At 72.8% G+C, this 18684-nt stretch carries 20 protein-coding genes and 2 pseudogenes; 11 read left to right on the top strand and 11 right to left on the bottom strand.

All coding sequences use genetic code 11. From position 1 onward, the window contains the following. The first annotated feature begins 12 nt into the window (after positions 1 to 12). Complete coding sequence (locus ACFYT9_RS28035) at positions 13 to 963, top strand: amino acid ABC transporter permease (protein ID WP_376604635.1); 951 nt, start codon at positions 13 to 15, stop codon at positions 961 to 963. Continuing rightward, entirely contained in the window at positions 960 to 1727 is a 768-nt protein-coding gene (locus tag ACFYT9_RS28030; protein WP_376604633.1) for an amino acid ABC transporter ATP-binding protein, read from the top strand. The genes ACFYT9_RS28035 and ACFYT9_RS28030 overlap by 4 nt, the downstream gene beginning before the upstream one ends. Positions 1728 to 1790: 63 nt before the next feature. On the opposite strand, the gene ACFYT9_RS28025 is transcribed toward ACFYT9_RS28030, so the two are convergent. After that, positions 1791 to 2540 carry a class I SAM-dependent methyltransferase gene (locus ACFYT9_RS28025; RefSeq protein WP_389168392.1) on the bottom strand — a complete coding sequence of 250 codons (750 nt, stop codon included), beginning with the start codon at positions 2538 to 2540 and terminating at the stop codon, positions 1791 to 1793. A 118-nt stretch (positions 2541 to 2658) separates the two neighbouring features. On the opposite strand from ACFYT9_RS28025, the pseudogene ACFYT9_RS28020 reads away from it, so the two are divergent. After that, positions 2659 to 3285 (top strand): annotated as a pseudogene (locus ACFYT9_RS28020) (CGNR zinc finger domain-containing protein); the annotation flags it as partial. On the opposite strand, the gene sodX reads toward ACFYT9_RS28020, so the two are convergent. Next, positions 3192 to 3617: a nickel-type superoxide dismutase maturation protease gene (gene sodX / locus ACFYT9_RS28015; protein WP_376602402.1), complete on the bottom strand. Its 426-nt coding sequence runs from the start codon at positions 3615 to 3617 to the stop codon at positions 3192 to 3194. The pseudogene ACFYT9_RS28020 and the gene sodX sit on opposite strands and share 94 nt — an antisense overlap. A gap of 142 nt (positions 3618 to 3759) precedes the next feature. On the opposite strand from sodX, the gene sodN reads away from it, so the two are divergent. After that, positions 3760 to 4155 (top strand): superoxide dismutase, Ni, encoded by a 396-nt coding sequence (sodN, locus tag ACFYT9_RS28010; RefSeq protein ID WP_030207400.1) that lies wholly within the window; start codon positions 3760 to 3762, stop codon positions 4153 to 4155. Positions 4156 to 4350: 195 nt separating this feature from the next. Here the strand turns inward: sodN and ACFYT9_RS28005 are convergent. Continuing rightward, a pseudogene (locus ACFYT9_RS28005) lies at positions 4351 to 5301 on the bottom strand (hypothetical protein); the annotation flags it as partial. Positions 5302 to 5371: 70 nt separating this feature from the next. Between ACFYT9_RS28005 and ACFYT9_RS28000 the strand changes: the two are divergent. After that, positions 5372 to 6505, top strand: coding sequence for a hypothetical protein (locus ACFYT9_RS28000; RefSeq protein WP_389168390.1), 1134 nt, complete (start codon positions 5372 to 5374; stop codon positions 6503 to 6505). Positions 6506 to 6601: 96 nt separating this feature from the next. Here the strand turns inward: ACFYT9_RS28000 and ACFYT9_RS27995 are convergent, their stop codons facing one another. Continuing rightward, positions 6602 to 7561 (bottom strand): LysR family transcriptional regulator, encoded by a 960-nt coding sequence (locus ACFYT9_RS27995; RefSeq protein WP_387275180.1) that lies wholly within the window; start codon positions 7559 to 7561, stop codon positions 6602 to 6604. Positions 7562 to 7749: 188 nt separating this feature from the next. On the opposite strand from ACFYT9_RS27995, the gene snpA reads away from it, so the two are divergent. Continuing rightward, on the top strand, positions 7750 to 8397 hold the full coding sequence (gene snpA / locus ACFYT9_RS27990) for a snapalysin (RefSeq protein ID WP_387275178.1): 648 nt from the start codon (positions 7750 to 7752) through the stop codon (positions 8395 to 8397). A 39-nt stretch (positions 8398 to 8436) separates the two neighbouring features. On the opposite strand, the gene ACFYT9_RS27985 is transcribed toward snpA, so the two are convergent. The 5 genes from ACFYT9_RS27985 to ACFYT9_RS27965 form a co-directional block, all read right to left on the bottom strand. Further along, positions 8437 to 8856 carry a DUF6304 family protein gene (locus ACFYT9_RS27985; RefSeq protein ID WP_376602397.1) on the bottom strand — a complete coding sequence of 140 codons (420 nt, stop codon included), beginning with the start codon at positions 8854 to 8856 and terminating at the stop codon, positions 8437 to 8439. A 42-nt stretch (positions 8857 to 8898) separates the two neighbouring features. Continuing rightward, complete coding sequence (locus ACFYT9_RS27980; protein ID WP_376602396.1) at positions 8899 to 9153, bottom strand: hypothetical protein; 255 nt, start codon at positions 9151 to 9153, stop codon at positions 8899 to 8901. A gap of 36 nt (positions 9154 to 9189) precedes the next feature. Continuing rightward, a complete protein-coding gene (locus tag ACFYT9_RS27975; protein ID WP_389168387.1) occupies positions 9190 to 9771 on the bottom strand; it encodes a dihydrofolate reductase family protein in 582 nt (193 codons plus the stop codon). A gap of 100 nt (positions 9772 to 9871) precedes the next feature. Further along, a complete protein-coding gene (locus ACFYT9_RS27970; RefSeq protein ID WP_389168385.1) occupies positions 9872 to 10921 on the bottom strand; it encodes a family 2 encapsulin nanocompartment cargo protein polyprenyl transferase in 1050 nt (349 codons plus the stop codon). 118 nt (positions 10922 to 11039) lie between these two features. Then, entirely contained in the window at positions 11040 to 12455 is a 1416-nt protein-coding gene (locus ACFYT9_RS27965; protein WP_389168383.1) for a family 2B encapsulin nanocompartment shell protein, read from the bottom strand. Between the two features lie 266 nt (positions 12456 to 12721). On the opposite strand from ACFYT9_RS27965, the gene ACFYT9_RS27960 reads away from it, so the two are divergent. Continuing rightward, complete coding sequence (locus tag ACFYT9_RS27960; protein WP_387275170.1) at positions 12722 to 13312, top strand: N-acetylmuramoyl-L-alanine amidase; 591 nt, start codon at positions 12722 to 12724, stop codon at positions 13310 to 13312. Between the two features lie 192 nt (positions 13313 to 13504). Then, on the top strand, positions 13505 to 14395 hold the full coding sequence (locus ACFYT9_RS27955) for a 1-aminocyclopropane-1-carboxylate deaminase/D-cysteine desulfhydrase (protein ID WP_389168381.1): 891 nt from the start codon (positions 13505 to 13507) through the stop codon (positions 14393 to 14395). Here the strand turns inward: ACFYT9_RS27955 and ACFYT9_RS27950 are convergent. Further along, the gene (locus ACFYT9_RS27950) at positions 14392 to 15987 is read right to left on the bottom strand and encodes a Na+/H+ antiporter (RefSeq protein WP_387275166.1); all 1596 of its coding nucleotides are present in this window, start codon (positions 15985 to 15987) and stop codon (positions 14392 to 14394) included. The two genes, ACFYT9_RS27955 and ACFYT9_RS27950, sit on opposite strands and share 4 nt — an antisense overlap. 185 nt (positions 15988 to 16172) lie before the next feature. Here ACFYT9_RS27950 and ACFYT9_RS27945 point away from each other — a divergent pair, with 185 nt between their 5' ends. The 3 genes from ACFYT9_RS27945 to ACFYT9_RS27935 all read left to right on the top strand — a co-directional run bounded on the left by ACFYT9_RS27945 (position 16173) and on the right by ACFYT9_RS27935 (position 18169). Further along, positions 16173 to 16433, top strand: coding sequence for a UBP-type zinc finger domain-containing protein (locus ACFYT9_RS27945; RefSeq protein WP_360318499.1), 261 nt, complete (start codon positions 16173 to 16175; stop codon positions 16431 to 16433). 285 nt (positions 16434 to 16718) lie between these two features. Beyond that, positions 16719 to 17132, top strand: coding sequence for an anti-sigma regulatory factor (locus ACFYT9_RS27940; protein WP_362524394.1), 414 nt, complete (start codon positions 16719 to 16721; stop codon positions 17130 to 17132). Then, positions 17129 to 18169: an RNA polymerase sigma factor SigF gene (locus tag ACFYT9_RS27935; RefSeq protein WP_389168379.1), complete on the top strand. Its 1041-nt coding sequence runs from the start codon at positions 17129 to 17131 to the stop codon at positions 18167 to 18169. The genes ACFYT9_RS27940 and ACFYT9_RS27935 overlap by 4 nt, the downstream gene beginning before the upstream one ends. A 2-nt stretch (positions 18170 to 18171) precedes the next feature. Here the strand turns inward: ACFYT9_RS27935 and ACFYT9_RS27930 are convergent, their stop codons facing one another. After that, complete coding sequence (locus ACFYT9_RS27930; protein ID WP_387275161.1) at positions 18172 to 18615, bottom strand: hypothetical protein; 444 nt, start codon at positions 18613 to 18615, stop codon at positions 18172 to 18174. Positions 18616 to 18684: the final 69 nt, after the last annotated feature.

Raw genomic sequence — 18684 nt, 5'->3', positions numbered from 1 at the left:
AGGGCAGTCGTCGTGACTGACAAGCTCAGCAAGGACCCGACCCCCACACCTCCCGGGTCCGGTTCTCCGGCCACGCCGTACGAGGCCATCAAGGCCGTCCCCGTACGCCACTACGGGCGCTGGATCAGCGCCGTGGTGGTCGTGGTCCTCCTCGGATGGCTCGCCTACGCCTTCTCCCAGGGCAAGATCATCTGGGACACGGTGTGGGACAAGCTGTTCGACGCGTCGATCATCGACGGCCTGTGGAACACGATCATCATCAGCGTCGCCTCGATGGCGCTGGGTCTGGTGCTCGGCATCCTCTTCGCCGTCATGCGCCTGTCGAAGAACCCGGTCACGGGCGCGGTGGCGTGGCTCTACATCTGGTTCTTCCGCGGCACGCCGGTCTACGTCCAGCTGCTGGTCTGGTTCAACCTGTCGCTGATCTTCGAGTACATCAACCTCGGTCCGATCTACAAGAACGAGACCGTGGACGTCATGACGCCGTTCATGGTCGCCCTCCTCGGCCTCGGCCTGAACGAGGGCGCGTACATGGCGGAGATCGTCCGCGCCGGCATCCAGTCGGTCGACGAGGGCCAGACCGAGGCGGCGCACGCGCTCGGCATGTCCCAGACGAAGACCATGCGCCGGGTCGTGCTGCCGCAGGCGATGCGGGTCATCGTGCCGCCGACGGGCAACGAGTTCATCAACATGCTGAAGACCTCGTCGCTGGTCTCGGCCGTGCAGTACACCGAACTGCTCCGCGCCTCCTCGAACATCGGAAGCACGTCCAGCGCCGTGATGGAGATGCTCTTCGTGGCCTCCATCTGGTACCTGGCGCTGACCAGCGTGTTCAGCGTCGGCCAGTACTACCTGGAGCGCCGCTTCGCCCGTGGTTCGCTCCGCAGCCTGCCGCCCACCCCCTGGCAGCGGGTCAAGACGAACCTCGCCACCTTCAAGCGCTCCCCGGAGGCGACGCGATGACCGATCAGCTCATGGTCAAGGCGGAGGGCGTCCACAAGTCCTACGGCGCCGCCCACATCCTCCGCGGCATCGACCTGGAGGTCCGCAGCGGCGAGGTGTTCTGCCTCGTCGGTCCGTCCGGCTCCGGCAAGTCGACCTTCCTGCGGTGCATCAACCACCTGGAGCGGATCGACGGCGGCCGGCTGTCGGTCGACGGCCAGCTGGTCGGGTACCGCCAGAAGGGCGACAAGCTCTACGAGCTGAAGGACAGCGAGGTCGCGGCCCAGCGCCGGGACATCGGCATGGTCTTCCAGCGCTTCAACCTGTTCCCTCACATGACGGCCCTGGCCAACGTGATGGAGGCACCCATCCAGGTGAAGGGCGAGTCCAAGGCCGTCGCCCGCGAGCGTGCCGAGCGCCTGCTCGACCGGGTGGGCCTCGGGGACAAGATGGGGAACTACCCGTCCCAGCTCTCCGGCGGCCAGCAGCAGCGTGTCGCCATCGCGCGGGCGCTGGCGATGGAGCCGAAGCTGATGCTCTTCGACGAGCCGACCTCGGCGCTCGACCCGGAGCTCGTCGGTGACGTCCTCGACGTCATGCGGGACCTGGCCGAGTCGGGCATGACGATGATCGTCGTCACCCACGAGATGGGCTTCGCCCGGGAGGTCGGCGACTCGCTGGTCTTCATGGACGGCGGCGTGGTGGTCGAGTCCGGCCACCCGCGCGACGTCCTCGGCAACCCGCAGCACGACCGGACGAAGGCGTTCCTGTCCAAGGTGCTGTGAGGCGTACGGAAGAGGGGCGGTACGGACCGGAAGGCCCGTACCGCCCCTCTTCCGCACCCCGGCCTACTTCACGGCCAGCAGCAGGGTGTCCGAGGGCGAGCACCAGACCGGGCGGGCCTCGCCGAAGCCGGCGGCCCGCAGGGTGTCGGCGTGCCAGCCGACCGGGGGCATGTCGCCGTCGGCGTGCTCGCCGTAGATCTCGTAGCGGCGGGCGGTCGGCTCGGCGAGGACCGGGTCCTTCGCGGCGAGCGCCCACCACTCGGCCCAGTCGAGGACCCCGGCGGCCTTCTCCTCGTCCATCCGGGCGTGCCGCTGGGCGCGCTCGGCGGCGTTGATCCGCGGGGTGGCCGGGTCGATCATGTGGTCGGCGTTCATGAAGACCCCGCCGTCCCGGACGACCCCGGCGACCTGGCCGTACAGGGCGGCCAAGGGCTCGCTGTGGAGCCAGTGCAGGGCGGTGGCGGTGAGGACGGCGTCGTACGAGTCGTACGGCAGCGCCTTCGTCCACTCCGGATCCTTGAGGTCGGCCGTCACGAAGGTGACGCGCTCGTCGCCCTCGAAGGTGCCGTGGGCGATGGCGAGCAGCGCCGGGTCGAGGTCCACGCCCGTGGATACGGCGCCCGGGAACCTCCGGAGGAGCCTGTCCGTGATACTTCCCGTACCGCAGGCGAGGTCGAGGACGCGGGGCTCCGGCCCCACCAGCGCCTCGACCATGTCGAGCATGACGCGGAACCGCTCCTCGCGGTCCGGCATGTACCACTCCTGCTGACGGTCCCAGCTACGCTGCCAGCCCGCCCAGTCGGTGTCGCCCATGTCCGTGTCCTTCCGTCGTCGTCTCACCGCGGAACACCCGAGAAAGTAATACCCTCGGAGGGGTAACACCAATTACCCCCTCGACGCCGACCCTAGCCCGCCAGAGTAAGGACTACAAGTGGAGCTGGCCCATTACTCGGATTACGCCGTGCGTCTCGTCAACACCGAGGAGCCGGGCCGCGGCAGGGACAGCCTCGGCTCCGTCGAGGCGGTCAAGGAACTCTTCGGCCCCGCCGGGCAGATGGCCCGCCGGGTCACCGAGGCCGACCTGCCCCGCTTCCGCACGATCCGGACCCGGCTGCGGGCCGTCTTCACCGCGGCCGACGAGGGCGACCACACCGGCGCGGTCGACCTGCTGAACTCCCTGCTCCTGGAGTTCCCGGTCAGCCCGCAGATCTCCGGTCACGACTTCCTGGACGACGAGGGCCGGCCCCGCTGGCACATGCACCTCGCCGACCACTCGTCCAACGCGACCGCCGGCTACGCGGCCATCTCCGCCATGGGACTCGCCTTCCACCTGACCGAGTTCGGCGCCGACCGGCTCGGCCTCTGCCAGGCCCCGCCCTGCCGCAACGCCTACCTCGACACCTCCACCAACCGCTCCCGGCGCTACTGCTCCGACCGCTGCGCCACCCGCGCCAACGTCGCCGCCTACCGGGCCCGCAAGCGCCTGGAGGCCGAACGGTCGGACCTCACCGGCCGCACCGAGGAGAACAGCCAGGAGAGCACCACCCCGGCCGAGCGCCGGCGCCCCGGCGTCACCGGCCGGTAGCGGCCGAGCACCCGCCCGAGCACCAGCTCGGGCGGTACGGCCCCGAAGACCCGGCTGTCCCCCTCGGCGCCCGGATTGTCCCCGAGCACCCACCAGCCGGCGTCCCGTCGCTCGACCAGCCGCTTCACCAGGAGCAGATCCTGCTGGAGCGGATGGCGCAGCACGACGACGTCACCGGCCCGCACGCCCCCGCCGTACCGCACGAGCAGCCGGTCCCGGTGCAGCAGCGTGGGCACCATCGACACCCCCGTCACCTCGGCGATCCCGAACGGCGCCGCGGCCGCCGCGGTAGCCTCCCGCTCCACTCCTGCTCCCCTCGTCGACTCGTACACGAGTCTCGGCCGAACCCCGGACTTTTGACCTAAGCCCCAGGGGGCGCTCGCGAAAACGCCCTTCTCACCGAGTAATCTCCCACTTGAGAAGACGATCACGAGGAAGGACGGCTCCATGCTCTCCCGCCTGTTTGCCCCCAAGGTCAAGGTCAGCGCCCACTGCGACCTCCCCTGCGGCGTGTACGACCCGGCCCAGGCCCGCATCGAGGCCGAATCCGTCAAGGCTGTCCAGGAGAAGTACCAGGCGAACGAGGACCCGCACTTCCGGGCCCGCGCCACGGTCATCAAGGAGCAGCGCGCGGAACTCGCCAAGCACCACGTCTCGGTGCTGTGGAGCGACTACTTCAAGGCCCCGCACTTCGAGAAGTACCCCGAGCTCAACCAGCTGGTCAACGACACCCTGAAGGCCCTCTCGGCCGCCAAGGCGTCCACCGACCCGAAGACCGGCGAGAAGGCGCTCGAACTCATCGCCGAGATCGACCGCATCTTCTGGGAGACCAAGAAGGCCTGATCTCCGGTCAGGCGCTTCGGCCCGCCGTCTCGCGGGTCGTGTCGCTCACCTCTCCGCACCCGGGCTGCAGGCCGCCGAGCACGGCGTCCATGGCGGCCCGGGTGCGGTCTTTTCCCCCGGGGCCGTCAGGTCGGGTGGATCCGCGACGTGACGACGGCGGACGCGTGCCGGAGGGCCGGGTTCCCTGACGCCGTACTAGAAGAGGCCGCCCCGTCTGCGCTCTGCGACGTCATCGAGGATCTCGCGCAGCCACCGGCTGCGGACGGCCGGCAGGCGGACCAGGGTGCGCTGGAACGTTCCCGGATCGGCACGGAACAGGGACGAGGGACGGGGCGCGGGCGGGTCGTCGCGGAGGACGCCGTCGGGCATGCACCCCGACGCGGGCAGGGGCAGATGCGGCTCGGGGAACGCCAGCCACAGCCACACTCCGAACGGCAGCGGCACCAAGGGCGCGGAGGGTGCCGGGCCGGGCGGGGTCCAGGTCTCCCCCGTCTGCTGATGAACGGGCACGAGGAGGATGTCGGCGTCCGCTTCGGGGGCGGGCCGTCCCGGCCCGGCCAGGGCCGACCGCCGCTCCGGCGGCCCCGTGGGCGGGAGCAAGGCGTCCAGGGCACGCTGGAACACGTCCCCGGTCAGGCCGTCCGGGACCGTGACCGGCCGGCCCTCCGAGGCCGCCAGCAGGTGGGCGAGTGCCTGGCCGGCCGCGGCCTCCCAGCGCGGACTCCAGGACCACCAGTGGTTCCGCCCCGGCGGGGACTCCCATCTGGCGGTGATCGGCTCGACCGGAGGCGTCGCCTTCCCCTCCGCCAGCACCTCCGGCCAGGAGAGAGGTGGGGAGGCGCCGTCGACGGGGAGGCGTCGGACCGCGTCCGGGGCGAGCCACACCGCCTGCCAGAGCGAGCAGTCGTCGATCCGGCTCGCCACGGGCAGACCGCAGGCCTCGCAGGCCATGTTCGGGCCGTCGGCCCCGTCGAGGCCGCAGCAGTACCCGCCGTGGTTCTCCGGAGTCAGCAGAGTGCCGCGGGCGTCGCCCGGTGCGATGACGATCGCCCCGGCGGCGCCTCCGGACAGGGCGTGGACCGGTGCGTGGATCCCACGGGCGGTCGCCTCGCCCGGAGGGATTTCCTCCCACGTCCTCCACGGCGGGCACCGGGTGGACCGCGGCCTTCCACGGCCTCGTGGCCTGCGGGGCCGTACCGCTCACTACGCTGAGGGCATGACCGCCCAGCCGCCACCGCTCCTGACCCGGGAAGACGCCCGGCGCCTCCAGAGCATGCTCGGCACCGCGATCGGCCCGGGCCTCAGCGAGCGCGAACTCGACGCGACCGAGGCACGGTTCGGCTTCACCTTCTCGGCGGACCACCGCGTCTTCCTCTCCGCCGGCCTCCCGCACGGCTCGTCGAGCTGGCCCGACTGGCGCGGCGGCGACGCCGAGGACCTGGCCGGACGACTGGCGTGGCCGGTGGACGGCGTGCTCTTCGACGTGGAACGGAGCGGGTTCTGGCATCCCGCCTGGCCGTCGAGGCCGTCGGAGACATCCGAGGCACTGCGGGTCGCGAGGACCGAGCTGGAGAGCGCGCCACAGCTGGTCCCGGTCTACGGACACCGCTACCTGCCGGGGACGGCGGGCGAGCACGGGCATCCCGTCCTGTCCGTCCACCAGACCGACATCATCCTGTACGGGAACGACCTCGCCGACTACATCCACCACGAGTTCGCCGGCCGGTCGAGCGGCCTCGTCTCCCGTACGACCATCGACTTCTGGTCGTACTTCGTCGACGGTGGACCGGGCATCGACGTCACCCTGCCCACGCCCTTCACGCCGTACGCCACGACGGCGCGGGAGGCCGTCGACTGCCTCCGGATGCTGGCCCTGGAACGCCTGATCGGCCGTCGGCATCACCCGGAGCAGCTCATCGAGGCCGGCCTCACGGCCCTGGTCCTCGACGTCGAGACGGAGTCCCTCCCTCTCCTCGCCGGCCTGTCACGCTCCGAGCACGAGCGGGCCGACGCTCTCTTCGACCGGGTGCCGGCCGAACTCGGCCTGCTCCAGGACCTCCCGTCCGACACCACGGACCTCCCGTGGGAAGCGGCCCGCTGGGAACTCGTCCGCTGGTGGCTCCGGCTGATCGTGAACGGCAGCCTGGACCCCGGCGCCGGCGGCGACCTGATCACGTACGAGGGCTGGGGCGCACTGGCCCGGCCGCAGTCGCTCAGGCCGCTGGTCGACAGGACCGACGCCTACAACGACCGGTCGGCGGTCCGACGCGGCGACCGGGACCGGTCGGCGGAAGCGATCGTCGAGGAGGCAGGACGCCTGCTCGACGGGCCCTGGCCGCCACAGAGCTGATCCCAGCGGCGGCGGACGAGGATGCCGCGGAGGCGGGTGATCCCGTAGACCCCCTTCGTCGTGCCCTCGTGCCCTCGTGCCCTTGTGTCCGGGTCCTCAGGGGCGGTCTCCGGGGAGGCAGGGGCCCGCCGTGCCTCCGGCGCGGAGCCAGGCGCGGTAGGGGGCCGAGCGGTGGGCGGCCTCGCGGTAGGCGTCGGCGAGGTCGGCGTGGAGCGGGTCGACGAGGGTGCCGGGGCGGGCGCAGAGCAGCAGACGGACGGCGAGCGGGTCGCCGCGCAGGGGGCGGACGGCGAGGTCCTCGCGGGGCACCGAGGTCGGCTGGCAGGGGGCGACGGCCTCGCCGAGCGCGATGAGCGAGGCGGCCGTGTGGTAGTCGCCGTGGAGGAGGGGCGGGTCGATCCCGGCCGCCGCGAGGACCCGGCGCAGCCCGTCCCACTCGCCGTCCACGCTGGGGTCGACCATCCAGTGGTCGCCCGCGAGGTCGGCGAGGTCCACCACGGGGCGGGCGGCGGCCGGATGGCCCGGGGCGAGGGAGACGAACTGGGGCTCGCGGGCGACCAGGACGCGCCGTACGAGGCCCTCGGGGACCCGTAGGGGGCAGCCCTCGACCTCGTGGACGAAGGCCACGTCGAGCCGACCGCCGGCGACCTCCCGCAGCAGGGCGTGGGCGGAGACGTCCACGCGCAGTCCGACGTCGGTACCGGGGAACCGTTCGCGCAGCCGCCGCAGCCAGCCCGGCAGGGCCCGGCTGGCGGTGGAGCCGACGCGGAGCTCGGGCCCCTCGGCGCGGGACGCCTCCGCGAGGGTCTCGGTGACGAACGCGGCCATGTCGGCGACGAGCGGGCGGGCCCTGCTGAGCACGGAGCGGCCGAGCGGGGTGGGGCGGCAGCCGGTGCGGCCCCGGGAGAAGAGTTCGGCGCCCAGCGCGTTCTCGATGCGGCGCAGCTGGGTGGTCAGCGAGGGCTGGCTCATGCCCAGTTGCCGCGCGGCCTTGTGCAGGCTGCCGGCGTCCGCGATGGCGCAGAGCGCGCGCAGGTGTCTCACCTCCAGCTCCATGCCCCGAGCGTAGGGCGGGGTTCCGGTCCCGCACCAGACGTCCGGATCCCCTCAACTGCCCTTAAAAAGAGGCCAATTGAGATTTCCCTTTCGGGGGGATGTGAGCGTGCTATCGGGGTTCGGCATCCTTCCCGGCGGCCTCCCGCGCCTCGAGACTCTCTCCCGACACCGATCAGGAGGAGCCCCCCATGCGACACCCCAAGGTCCTCACCCGTACCCTCACCGCCGCCCTCGGCCTCGGTCTCGCGGTCTCGCTCGGCGCGGCCGCGCCGGCGGCCGCCGCACCGGACACCACCGCGCACGCGTACGCCGGGTACGCCGGTTCCGCGGCGGAGGCCGAGGCCAACCAGGCGTTCTTCGACGCCGTCATGCGGTCCGTCGCGAAGAAGCGGGCGGCGAACCCGTCCGCCGCCGCGGCCGTCACGGTGGTCTACAGCGCCGCCAACGCCCCCAGCTTCCGCACCCAGATCGCCCGTTCCACGCAGATATGGAACAGCTCGGTGGTCAACGTGCGGCTCGTCGAGGGCAGCAACCCGGACTTCCGGTACTACGAGGGGAACGACTCGCGGGGCTCGTACGCGAGCACCGACGGGCACGGCAGCGGCTACATCTTCCTCGACTACCGGCAGAACCAGCAGTACGACTCCACGCGGGTGACGGCCCACGAGACCGGGCACGTGCTCGGGCTGCCGGACCGCTACAGCGGTCCGTGCAGCGAGCTGATGTCGGGCGGCGGCCCCGGCCCGTCCTGCCGGAACGCCACCCCGAACGCGCAGGAGCGGGCCCGCGTCGACCAGTTGTGGCGCTACGGGCTCGCTTCCGCCTTCAAGGGCTGACCGGTACGGACCCCGCGAGGGGCCCCGGGGGCGCCGTCGTCACACGGCCGACAGGATCCGCCGGCCGAAGTCGGCGCCCTCGGGGAGCTGGCCGCGCAGCCGGGCCAGTGCCCCCTCGAAGTCGCCGCCGGCGACGACCGCTTCGAAGGCGGTGCCGCCGTAGTGCAGGGTCAGGCTGAGGTCGGCCCGCTCGCCGAGGGTGAGCAGGCAGCTCAGCGTGGCCTGTTGGGCGGTGCCGTCGGTGACGACGGGGAGCGGCAGGTCCCACTCCAGGACGCAGCCGGTGAGGGTCTCCCCGCCCTCGCCGGCGGCGGTGAGCGCGGCGAAACCCGCGCCCGTGTACTCGATTCCCCTGACACGGGCGGTGACCTGCCCGCCGTCGGCCGTGATGACGAGCGCTTCCGCACCGCGGCGGTCCCGGTACCAACCGGTCCAGACTTCTGTCGACTCCGATGACATGCGCGGACTGTAGCGGTATGACCGGCTCCGGCGCGCGGCCGGTCACCCTGTGGCCGGACTTCTCCCGTTCTCGCCGTTCTTGCCGGTGACCTGCGTGGTAGTGGCTTCCGTGCCGTCGGGATCCGGTGCCTCGAAGAGCCGGCAGCCGGGGTCGCGGCAGGGCTGCACCCGCCATTCCGGCACCCAGGCCCCGAGGACCTTGTGCCGGGTCGCGACGGTGGCGCGGGGCCGTCCGCAGGCCGGGCAGGGCGGCGCGGCCAGCGGGTCCCTCACGGTGCGGGGCGTTTCGTGACCCATGCACCAAGGGTAGGCCGCGGGGCCGCGGCCCGCCCGCTACCGCGTCCTGGTGTACGTACGGACCAGCACGCCGTTGTCGAAGACGCGGACGGTGCCGAGCTCGAAGTCGCGGGGCTCGAAGCCGGCGCCGAACATCGGCATGCCGGAGCCGTAGACCTGCGGGTAGGTCTTGATGACCAGCTCGTCGATCTCGTCCACGAGCTCGCCGGCGACGACGGAGCCGCCGCACAGCCAGATGCCGAGCCCGCCCTCCTCCGCCTTGAGCTCCCGGATCCGGCCGACGAGGTCGTCGGCGATCAGCTCGACGTTCGGGTCGGGCGACTCGGTGAGCGAGCGCGTGGCGACGAACTCGCGGAGGTGGGCGTACGGGCTGGCGACGCCCGCGTCCAGGGCGAGCCGGTACGAGCCGAAGCCCTGGATCACGGTGTCGAAGTGCTTGTTGTCGGCGTCGATCCCCATCGGCTCCCGCATGTGGGCGGGGACGGTCTCGGGGTACTCGCCGTTCATCCATGCCATGTACTCCTCGTTCACGAAGGAGTACATGGAGGTCGCATCGCCCTGCGGGTCGCCGATGAAGCCGTCGATGGAGCAGGCGATGTAGTACGTCAGCTTGCGCAAACCGGGTCCTGTTTCTCTGGGGGCGTGACCGCGAGCGCGACCACGACAGACATAGTGCTTCATCTGTAGTGGTCGCGCAAGCCCGAACGGGATCCGGTTCTCAGCGGGTTCTACGGGTCACGAACTCCGCGAGGGCGAGCAGGTCTCCGGCCGCCGAGAGGTCCGGCACCGCGCGCGCCAGGTGCTCGACGGCCCGGCCCATCCGGTCCGCCGCCTGGGCCTGCGCCCAGTCCCGGCCTCCGGCCCGCTCGACGGCGTCGGCCGCGGCCCGCACCGCCCGCTCGTCCAGGGTGTCGCGGGTGTACAACTCGGCCAGCTCCGCAGCGGCTTCGGTGCCGGAGGTGAGCGCCGCGACGACGGGCAGCGACTTCTTGCGGGCGACGAGGTCGGCGCCGGCGGGCTTGCCGGTGCGCTCCGGGTCGCCCCAGATGCCGATGAGGTCGTCGATGAGCTGGAAGGCGAGACCCGCCTCGCGGCCGAAGGAGTCGAGCGCCGCCACCTCCTCCTCCCCCGCGCCCGCGTAGAGCGCGCCGAGGGCGCAGGAACAGCCCAGCAGGGCACCGGTCTTGGCGGTGGCCATGGCGAGGCACTCGTCGAGGGAGACCTCGCGGGGGCCGCGGGACTCGAAGGCGCAGTCCGCCTGTTGCCCGGCGCAGAGCTCGATGACGCAGGCGGCGAGGCGGGCGGTGGCCGCCGCGGAGGCGGGGTGCGGGTCCTCGGCGAGCAGCCGGAGCGCGAGCGCGTTCATGGCGTCGCCGGCCATCAGGGCGTCGGGGATCCCGAAGACGGTCCAGGCGGTGGGGCGGTGACGGCGGGTCGGGTCCTCGTCGACGATGTCGTCGTGAAGCAGGGTGAAGTTGTGGGCCAGTTCGACGGCGGCCGCCGCCTTCACGGCCCTTCCCTCCTCGGCGCCCAGCGCGCGGGCGGCGGCGAGCACCAGGGCGGGGCGGATCGCCTTTCCGGCCTGGCCGGTCACGGGGCTGCCGTCGGCGTCCTCCCAGCCGAAGTGGTACATCGCCACACGGCGTATCGAGCCGGGCAGGGTGTCGACGGTGGAGCGGATCTGGGGGTCCACGGCGGTCCTCGTACGGTCGAGGAGCGCTGCGGCGCCCGGCCCGTCGGTGACGGGATCCGCGGTCGTCAGCGTCACGGTCTTGGTCGTCCTTCTTCGCGGCGGGCCGCGCGGTGGGACGCGCGGCCGGGGGGCGGGGTTTCGGGGTGGTGACCGGCCGGGCCCCGGGGTGGGGCCCCGGACCCGGCCGGAGCCGTCAGCGCCGGCGGCCGATCTCGACGTTCTCCAGGACGCCGAGGGCGTCGGGCACGAGCACGGCGGCGGAGTAGTAGGCCGTGACCAGGTAGGAGATGATCGCCTGCTCGTCGATGCCCATGAAGCGGACGGAGAGGCCGGGCTCCACCTCGTCCGGGAGGCCGGTCTGGTGCAGGCCGATGACGCCCTGGTCCGACTCGCCGGTACGCATGCAGATGATCGAGCTGGTGCCCGCGGCGGTCACCGGGATCTTGTCGCAGGGGAGGATCGGGACCCCGCGCCAGGTCGGGACCCGGGTGCCGGCCATGTCGATCGTCTCCGGCACCAGACCCCGCCGGTTGAGCTCGCGGCCGATGGCGGCGACGGCCTTCGGGTGGGCGAGGAAGAGCTTGGAGTCGCGGCGGAGGGAGAGCAGCTCGTCGAGGTCGTCGGGGCCGGGGACGCCGTCGTGCGGCTGGATCCGCTGTCCGTAGTCGCAGTTGGCGAGGAGACCGAACTCCTTGTTGTTGACGAGCTCGTGCTCCTGGCGCTCGCGCAGCGCCTCGACGGTGAGCCGCAGCTGGTGCTCGGTCTGGTTCATCGGGTGGTTGTAGAGGTCCGCCACGCGCGTGTGGACCTTGAGCACGGTCTGGGCGAGGCTCAGCTCGTACTCGCGCGGAGCTGCCTCGTAGTCCACGAAGGTGTGCGGCACGACGGCCTCGCCGACGTGGCCGGCAGAGAGGTCGATGGCGGCCTCGCCGTAGCCGTTGGTGGGCCGCTCCCGACGACCGGCGACCGACGCGAGATGGGCGGCGAGCGAGCCGGCGCGGGCGGCGAGCGCGGTCACGTCGGCGCGGCTGAGCTCCAGGACCGTGCAGGCGGTCGCGGCGCGGGCGGTCCACTCCCAGGCGGCGCCGTCGGAGAGGAGGGAGTCCTCTCCGAAGTAGGAGCCGTCGGCGAGGACGCCGAGCACCGTCTCGTCGCCGTACGGTCCCTCGCCGAGCCGCTCGACGCGGCCGTGCGCGAGGAGGAGGACGCGGTCCGCGGGGGCTCCGGCGACGGCGATGACCTCGCCCGCGGCGAACTCGCGCTGGACGCAGCGGTCCGCGAGCTCGCCGAGGGCCGCCTCGTCCTCGTACCCGCGCAGGGCCGGCAGTTCGCCGAGCTCGGCGGGGATCACGGCGACCCGCTCGCCGGTCTGGACGAAGGTGACGCGGCCGTCGCCCACCGAGTGGCTGAGCCGCCGGTTGACCCGGTAGGCACCGCCCTTCGTCTCGACCCAGGGCAGCGTCCGCAGCAGCCAGCGGGAGGTGATCTCCTGCATCTGCGGGGCCGACTTGGTGGTCGAGGCGAGGTTCCGCGCGGCGGCGGTGCCGAGACTCTGCCGCGGGGCCTGCCGCTCCGCCAGGACCTCGTCGCCAACCGAACCAACGGACATGGAACTCCCTCTCGTACGTCTGGCTTGCGACAGGAAGCCTTTCAGCACGGAGCGTGGCCGCGCCATTACACAATCGGGTGGGACTGTTCGGCGATCTTCGGGGCATGTCGCCCGATTTCCGTCCGGACGGAGGAAGTCACGACCCGGCCGGGGTGTCCGGATCGGCTCGCACACGGCCCGAACGGATGGCAGCGGAGGAGCGGACTCCGGTACTCCGGAAGCTCGGTCCGTTCCGGCGGGAGCCGGAAGGCTGGAAGGAGCACGCCATGGCCGTTCCGCTGTCCGCGAGCAGGATCCTCGGCGCACTGCGCGGCGAGGGTCTCTCGGTCGTCGAGGTCGGCGACTGGTCCACCCACAACAGGAACCACAAGGGCCCCTGGGGGCCGGTGCACGGGGTGATGATCCACCACACCGTCACCCGGGGCACCGCGCACACCGTCCGCGTCTGCCGGGACGGGTACGCGGGGCTGCCCGGCCCGCTCTGCCACGGCGTGATCGCCAAGGACGGCACGGTCCATCTGGTCGGCCACGGGCGCGCCAACCACGCCGGCCTCGGCGACGACGAGGTGCTGCGGGCCGTGATCGCGGAGAAGGCCCTGCCCCGGGACGACGAGGCCACCTCCGACGGCAACCGGCACTTCTACGGCTTCGAGTGCGAGAACCTCGGCGACGGCCAGGACCCCTGGCCCAAGGTCCAGCTGGAGGCGATCGCGAAGGCGTCGGCGGCGCTCTGCCGGGCGCACGGCTGGACGCACCGCTCGGTGATCGGGCACCGGGAGTGGCAGCCGGGGAAGGTGGACCCGCGCGGCTTCACCATGGCGTCGATGCGGGAGCGGATCGCCGAACTGCTGCGCTGACACCCGGCCGGGGGCACGCGCGGGCACACGGGGGCCCGGGTCTGTACGCACGCAGGGGCTCCTGGCCCGTTCTGCGCGCGTAGGGGGTTTTCCCGGTCTGTACGCGCGCGTGACGGTCGTCGCCGGGCGCGCGCGTGCGGCGGGTCCGGTCCCGGTGCGCCCGCCGTGTCCGCGGCCCGCGAGAATGGCGGGGTGGACACGTACGACCTCTCCGCCCTGCGGCCCCGGCTCCCCTCCCCCCTGGAGCCGGTGGAGGACGAACGGTTCACCGGGCGCGGGCTGACGCTGCTGCTCAAGCGCGACGACCTCATCCACCCCGACCTGCCCGGCAACAAGTGGCGCAAGCTCGCGCTCAACCTGCGCGCGGCCGCCGGGCGGCCGATGCTGACCTTCGGGGGCGCGTACTCCAACCACCTGCGGGCCACCGCCGCCGCGGGCCGGCTGCTGGGCTTCCCGACGATCGGGATCGTGCGCGGCGACGAGCTGGCGGGGCGGCCGCTGAACCCGTCGCTGGCGCGGTGCGCGGCGGACGGGATGCGGCTGGAGTTCGTGGACCGCGCCACGTACCGGGCGAAGCACGAACCCTCCGTGCTCGCCGCCCTCCTCGCACGGGCCCCCGAGGGCGCCTACGTGGTCCCCGAGGGCGGCAGCAACGCGCTCGCGGTGGAGGGGTGCGGGGCGCTGGGGCGGGAGCTGTCCGGGCGCGCGGACGTGGCCGCGGTGGCCTGCGGCACGGGCGGCACCGTGGCGGGGCTCGCGGCCGGTTTCGACGGCCGGACGCTGGGCGTGCCGGTGGTGGGGGGCGGTTTCCTCGGCGCCGAGGTGCTGGGCCTCCAGGAGGCCGCGTACGGCGGCCGCCGCGGCGACTGGTGGCTGGACGAGCGGTTCCACTGCGGGGGCTACGGGCGCACGCCCCCGGCGCTCGACGCGTTCGCACAGGACTTCGAGGCGCGGCATGGACTCGCCATCGAGCGGCTGTATGTCGCCAAAATGCTCCTCGCCCTGGTCTCCCTCGCCGAGGAGGACGCCTTCCCGCCCGGAACCCGGATCGCCGCCGTGATCACCGGGGGCGGGGGCTTCTAGTCCGTCTCCTCGCGGTGGGCGGCGGCCTCCTCCAGGTCGAGACGGCGCAGGAGGGTGCGCATCATCTCGTCGTCGATGCGGCGCTCGTCGCGCAGCCGGACGAACACCTCGCGCTCGGCCTCGATCATTTCGCGCGAGAGGCGGCGGTAGGTGTCGTCGGCGGTCTCGCCGGTGAGTTCGTTGACGGCGCCGAGGCGCTCCCAGACGCTGTTGCGGCGGCGCTCCAGGACCGTGCGGAGGCGGTCGGCGAGGGGGTCCGGCAGGGCGTTGCGCTCGTCGGCGAGGAGGTCGTCGAGCCGGGCCAGCGCGGCCCGGGACGCCTCGCTCTGGGCCTGCGCCTCGGCGAGGGTCTCCTGGTAGCGGTCGCGGCCCGGGAGCTTCAGGGCGCGGATCAGCGGGGGCAGGGTGAGGCCCTGGACGACGAGGGTGCCGATGACGGTGGTGAAGGTGAGGAAGAGGACGAGGTTGCGGGCGGGGAACTCGACGCCGTCGGTGACGACGGGGATGGAGAAGGCGATGGCGAGGGAGACCACGCCGCGCATGCCGGCCCAGCCGACGACCACGGGCGCCCTCCAGTCGACGCCGGGCTCGCGCTCCCGGACCCGGGCGGAGAGCTTGCGGGGCAGGAAGGTGGCCGGGAAGACCCAGACGAAGCGGACCACGACGACGAGGACGAAGACCCCGAAGGCGTACCAGAGGGCTTCGCCGATGCCGTACGGGTCGAGCTCGCGGACGACGTAGGGCAGCTGGAGGCCGATCAGCGCGAAGACGGCGGACTCCAGGACGAAGGCGACCATCTTCCACACCGCCTCCTCCTGGAGGCGGGTCGCGAAGTCGACCTTCCACGCCTTGTGCCCGAGGAAGAGGCCGACCACGACGACGGCCAGCACCCCGGAGGCGTGCACCTCCTCGGCCGCCGCGTAGGCGATGAAGGGGATGAGGAGGGAGAGGGTGTTCTGGAGCAGGGGTTCGGTGAGCCGGGTCCGCAGCCAGTGGATCGGCACCATGAGGATCAGGCCGACGCCCACGCCGCCGACCGCGGCGAGGGCGAACTCGCCGAGGCCGCCGGCCCAGCTGATGCCCTCGCCGACGGCGGCGGCGAGGGCGACCTTGTAGGCGGTGATCGCGGTCGCGTCGTTCACCAGGGACTCGCCCTGGAGGATCGTGGTGATCCGGTGGGGAAGGCCGAGCTTGCGGGCGATGGCGGTGGCGGCCACGGCGTCCGGCGGGGCGATCACCGCGCCGAGGACGAGCGCCGCGGTCAGCGGCAGGTCGGGGACGAGGACGTACGCGAGCCAGCCGACGGCCACGGTGGCGAAGAGGACGTAGCCGACGGAGAGCAGCGCGACCGGGCGGATGTTGGCCCGCAGGTCCAGGTAGGAGGAGTCGACGGCGGCGGTGTAGAGCAGCGGCGGCAGGATGAGCGGCAGCACGATGTGGGGGTCGAGCGTGTAGTCGGGGACCCCGGGGACGTACGAGGCGGCCAGACCGGCCGCGACGAGGAGGAGCGGCGCCGGTACGGGCGTGCGGCGGGCGAGCCCCGCCACCGCCGCGCTCGCCGCCACCAGTGCCACCAGCCGCAGTGCGTCCATGCCGCCCTCCGCCTCCCCGTTCCTTCTCGTCCTCGTCACGCCGCTTCGGCACGCCGTTCGCCGGTCCACCGGTCCGGTCCCGTCCTGACGGTCGGGACGGCCGGCCGGACGCCCGGTGGGACGCCCGGTGGGATGCCCGGTCGGGACCGGCCGGTCCGGGGCGTCCGCCACGTACCCTGGCCATCATGATCGAGTGCCCGCACGTAGCAGAAATGCCGCGCCCCGAGCCGGCCCCGCTCCACCGGACCTGCCCCGAGTGCCTGGCCGACGGCACCAACCCGGTGCAGCTCCGGCTCTGCCTGACCTGCGGGCACGTGGGCTGCTGCGACTCCTCGCAGGGGCGGCACGCGACCGGGCACTTCGACGCCACCGGACATCCGGTGATGCGGACCTTCGAGCCGGGCGAGGCGTGGCGCTGGTGCTTCGTGGACGAGGCGCTCGTCTGAGCCCGACGGCCTCTTGGGGCCGGAGCGGTTCGAGCGGGGAGCCGCTGGGTACGTCACACCTCCGCCGGTCGCCGCTTTTTTGACCCCCGCACACCCCTGGCCACCGTCCGCACCCATGGGCCTACCATGAGTGACGGACCGGTTCGGGGGCCCGAGGGCTTGCGGCGACACGGCAGGATGGATCGCGATAGCGTCACGGCGGACCGCGCAGCCCCTGCGTGAGCCGCCCGGTCCGGGGGCCTTCCCCCGGGCCCCGAATGAGCTTGTGCCACCTTGGAGGTGAGGGTGTCCCAGATCGCAGGCGAGCCCGGGACCCAGGACTTCGTGGAAGTCCGGCTGCCCGCTGCGGGTGCCTATCTGTCCGTGCTGCGTACGGCCACGGCCGGCCTCGCGGCGCGCTTGGACTTCACCCTCGACGAGATCGAGGACTTGCGGATCGCGGTGGACGAGGCGTGCGCGATCCTGCTCCAGCAGGCGGTGCCCGGCTCGGTCCTGAGCTGCGTCTTCCGGCTGGTGGACGACTCCCTCGACGTGACCGTGTCCGCGCCGACGACGGACGGCCGCGCCCCCGAGCGGGACACCTTCGCCTGGACGGTGCTGTCGGCGCTGGCCGGGAAGGTGGAGTCCTCGGTCGCGGAGGACAAAACGGTCTCGATCAGCCTGTACAAACAGCGCGGCGCGGGGCCAGGCCCGGCGTGAGGAGCGGGGACGCGACGGCCGGCATCCCCGGTCAGCAGGCGGCGGGGCCGCATGAGGTCGCTACGGAGCAGCAGGCGGACCAGATGAGCGAGCACGAGCAGCACGACGAGGCTCCCCCGGCACAGACACCGGCACCGGCATCGGCATCGGCCCCGGACGGGAGCGCCGTGGCCGCCGTGGCCGATGCCGTTGCCCCCGAGGCGCCGGAAGCCGGCGCCACTGAGGCAACGGTGGAGGCCGTGGTGGACGGCGGGGGCGACGGCGCGCCCCGCGGCCCCCACCCGCAGGACCGCAGCGGCGCCCGCGCGCTCTTCGTGGAGCTGCGGTCGCTGCCGGAGGGCTCCCCGGAGAAGGCCGAACTGCGCAACCGGCTGGTGCGGATGCACCTGCCGCTGGTCGAGCACCTGGCGCGGCGCTTCCGCAACCGCGGCGAGCCGCTGGACGACCTGACGCAGGTGGCGACGATCGGCCTGATCAAGTCGGTCGACCGGTTCGACCCGGAGCGGGGCGTGGAGTTCTCCACGTACGCGACGCCCACGGTGGTCGGCGAGATCAAGCGGCACTTCCGCGACAAGGGCTGGGCGGTCCGGGTGCCGCGCCGGCTCCAGGAGCTGCGGCTGTCGCTGACGACGGCCACGGCGGAGCTGTCGCAGCAGCACGGACGGTCACCGACCGTGCACGAGCTGGCCGAGCGCCTCGGGATCTCCGAGGAGGAGGTCCTGGAGGGCCTGGAGTCGGCGAACGCCTACTCGACGCTCTCCCTGGACGTGCCGGACACGGACGACGAGTCGCCGGCGGTCGCGGACACCCTGGGCGCGGAGGACGAGGCCCTGGAAGGGGTCGAGTACCGGGAGTCGCTCAAGCCGCTCCTGGAGGACCTTCCGCCGCGGGAGAAGCGGATCCTGCTGCTCCGGTTCTTCGGGAACATGACCCAGTCCCAGATCGCGCAGGAGGTCGGCATCTCGCAGATGCACGTCTCCCGGCTGCTCGCCAGGACCCTGGCGCAGCTGCGGGAGAAGCTCCTCGTGGAGGAGTGAGGTCAGCTCTCCCGGCCGGGGCGCCGGATGCCGAGCGCCTCGGTCGTGGCCGGGTTGACCAGCAGGACGAGCCCGGTCACGGCGAGGACGGCGAGGACGATCCCGTAGGGGATCACGCCGTCGGTCTGGAGCATCTGCCAGGCGACCGGCAGGGCGAGGATCTGGGTGATCACGGCGGGGCCGCGGCTCCAGGAGCGCATCCGCCACAGGCCGAGGGCGGCCGCGAGCGGGATCAGGCCGAGTGCGAGCAGTGTCACACCGCCGGTCACCCCGCCGGTGAGGTCGGCGTCTCCGTCGAGGAGGGTCCGCACCAGCACGTAGGCACCGCCGGCGAGGAGCCCGACGGCCTCGACGAGGGCCACGCCCGCGGCGGCGGCCAGCCGGTTCGGGCGGGGTGCCCGCTCCGTGCCGTTCTGCTCCGTACTGCTCTGCTCCGCGCTGCTCATGAAGGGCAGCGTAACGGGGGCGGCCGGAGAGCCGGGGCCGAGACCCGGGCCGGGACCCGCGGAGACGTC

Origin of the sequence: Streptomyces sp. NPDC004435, assembly GCF_042873895.1 — a bacterium.
Classification (GTDB): domain Bacteria; phylum Actinomycetota; class Actinomycetes; order Streptomycetales; family Streptomycetaceae; genus Streptomyces.
The sequence above is the reverse complement of the archived record's forward strand: the minus strand, read 5'-3'. Positions and strand labels throughout refer to the sequence as shown.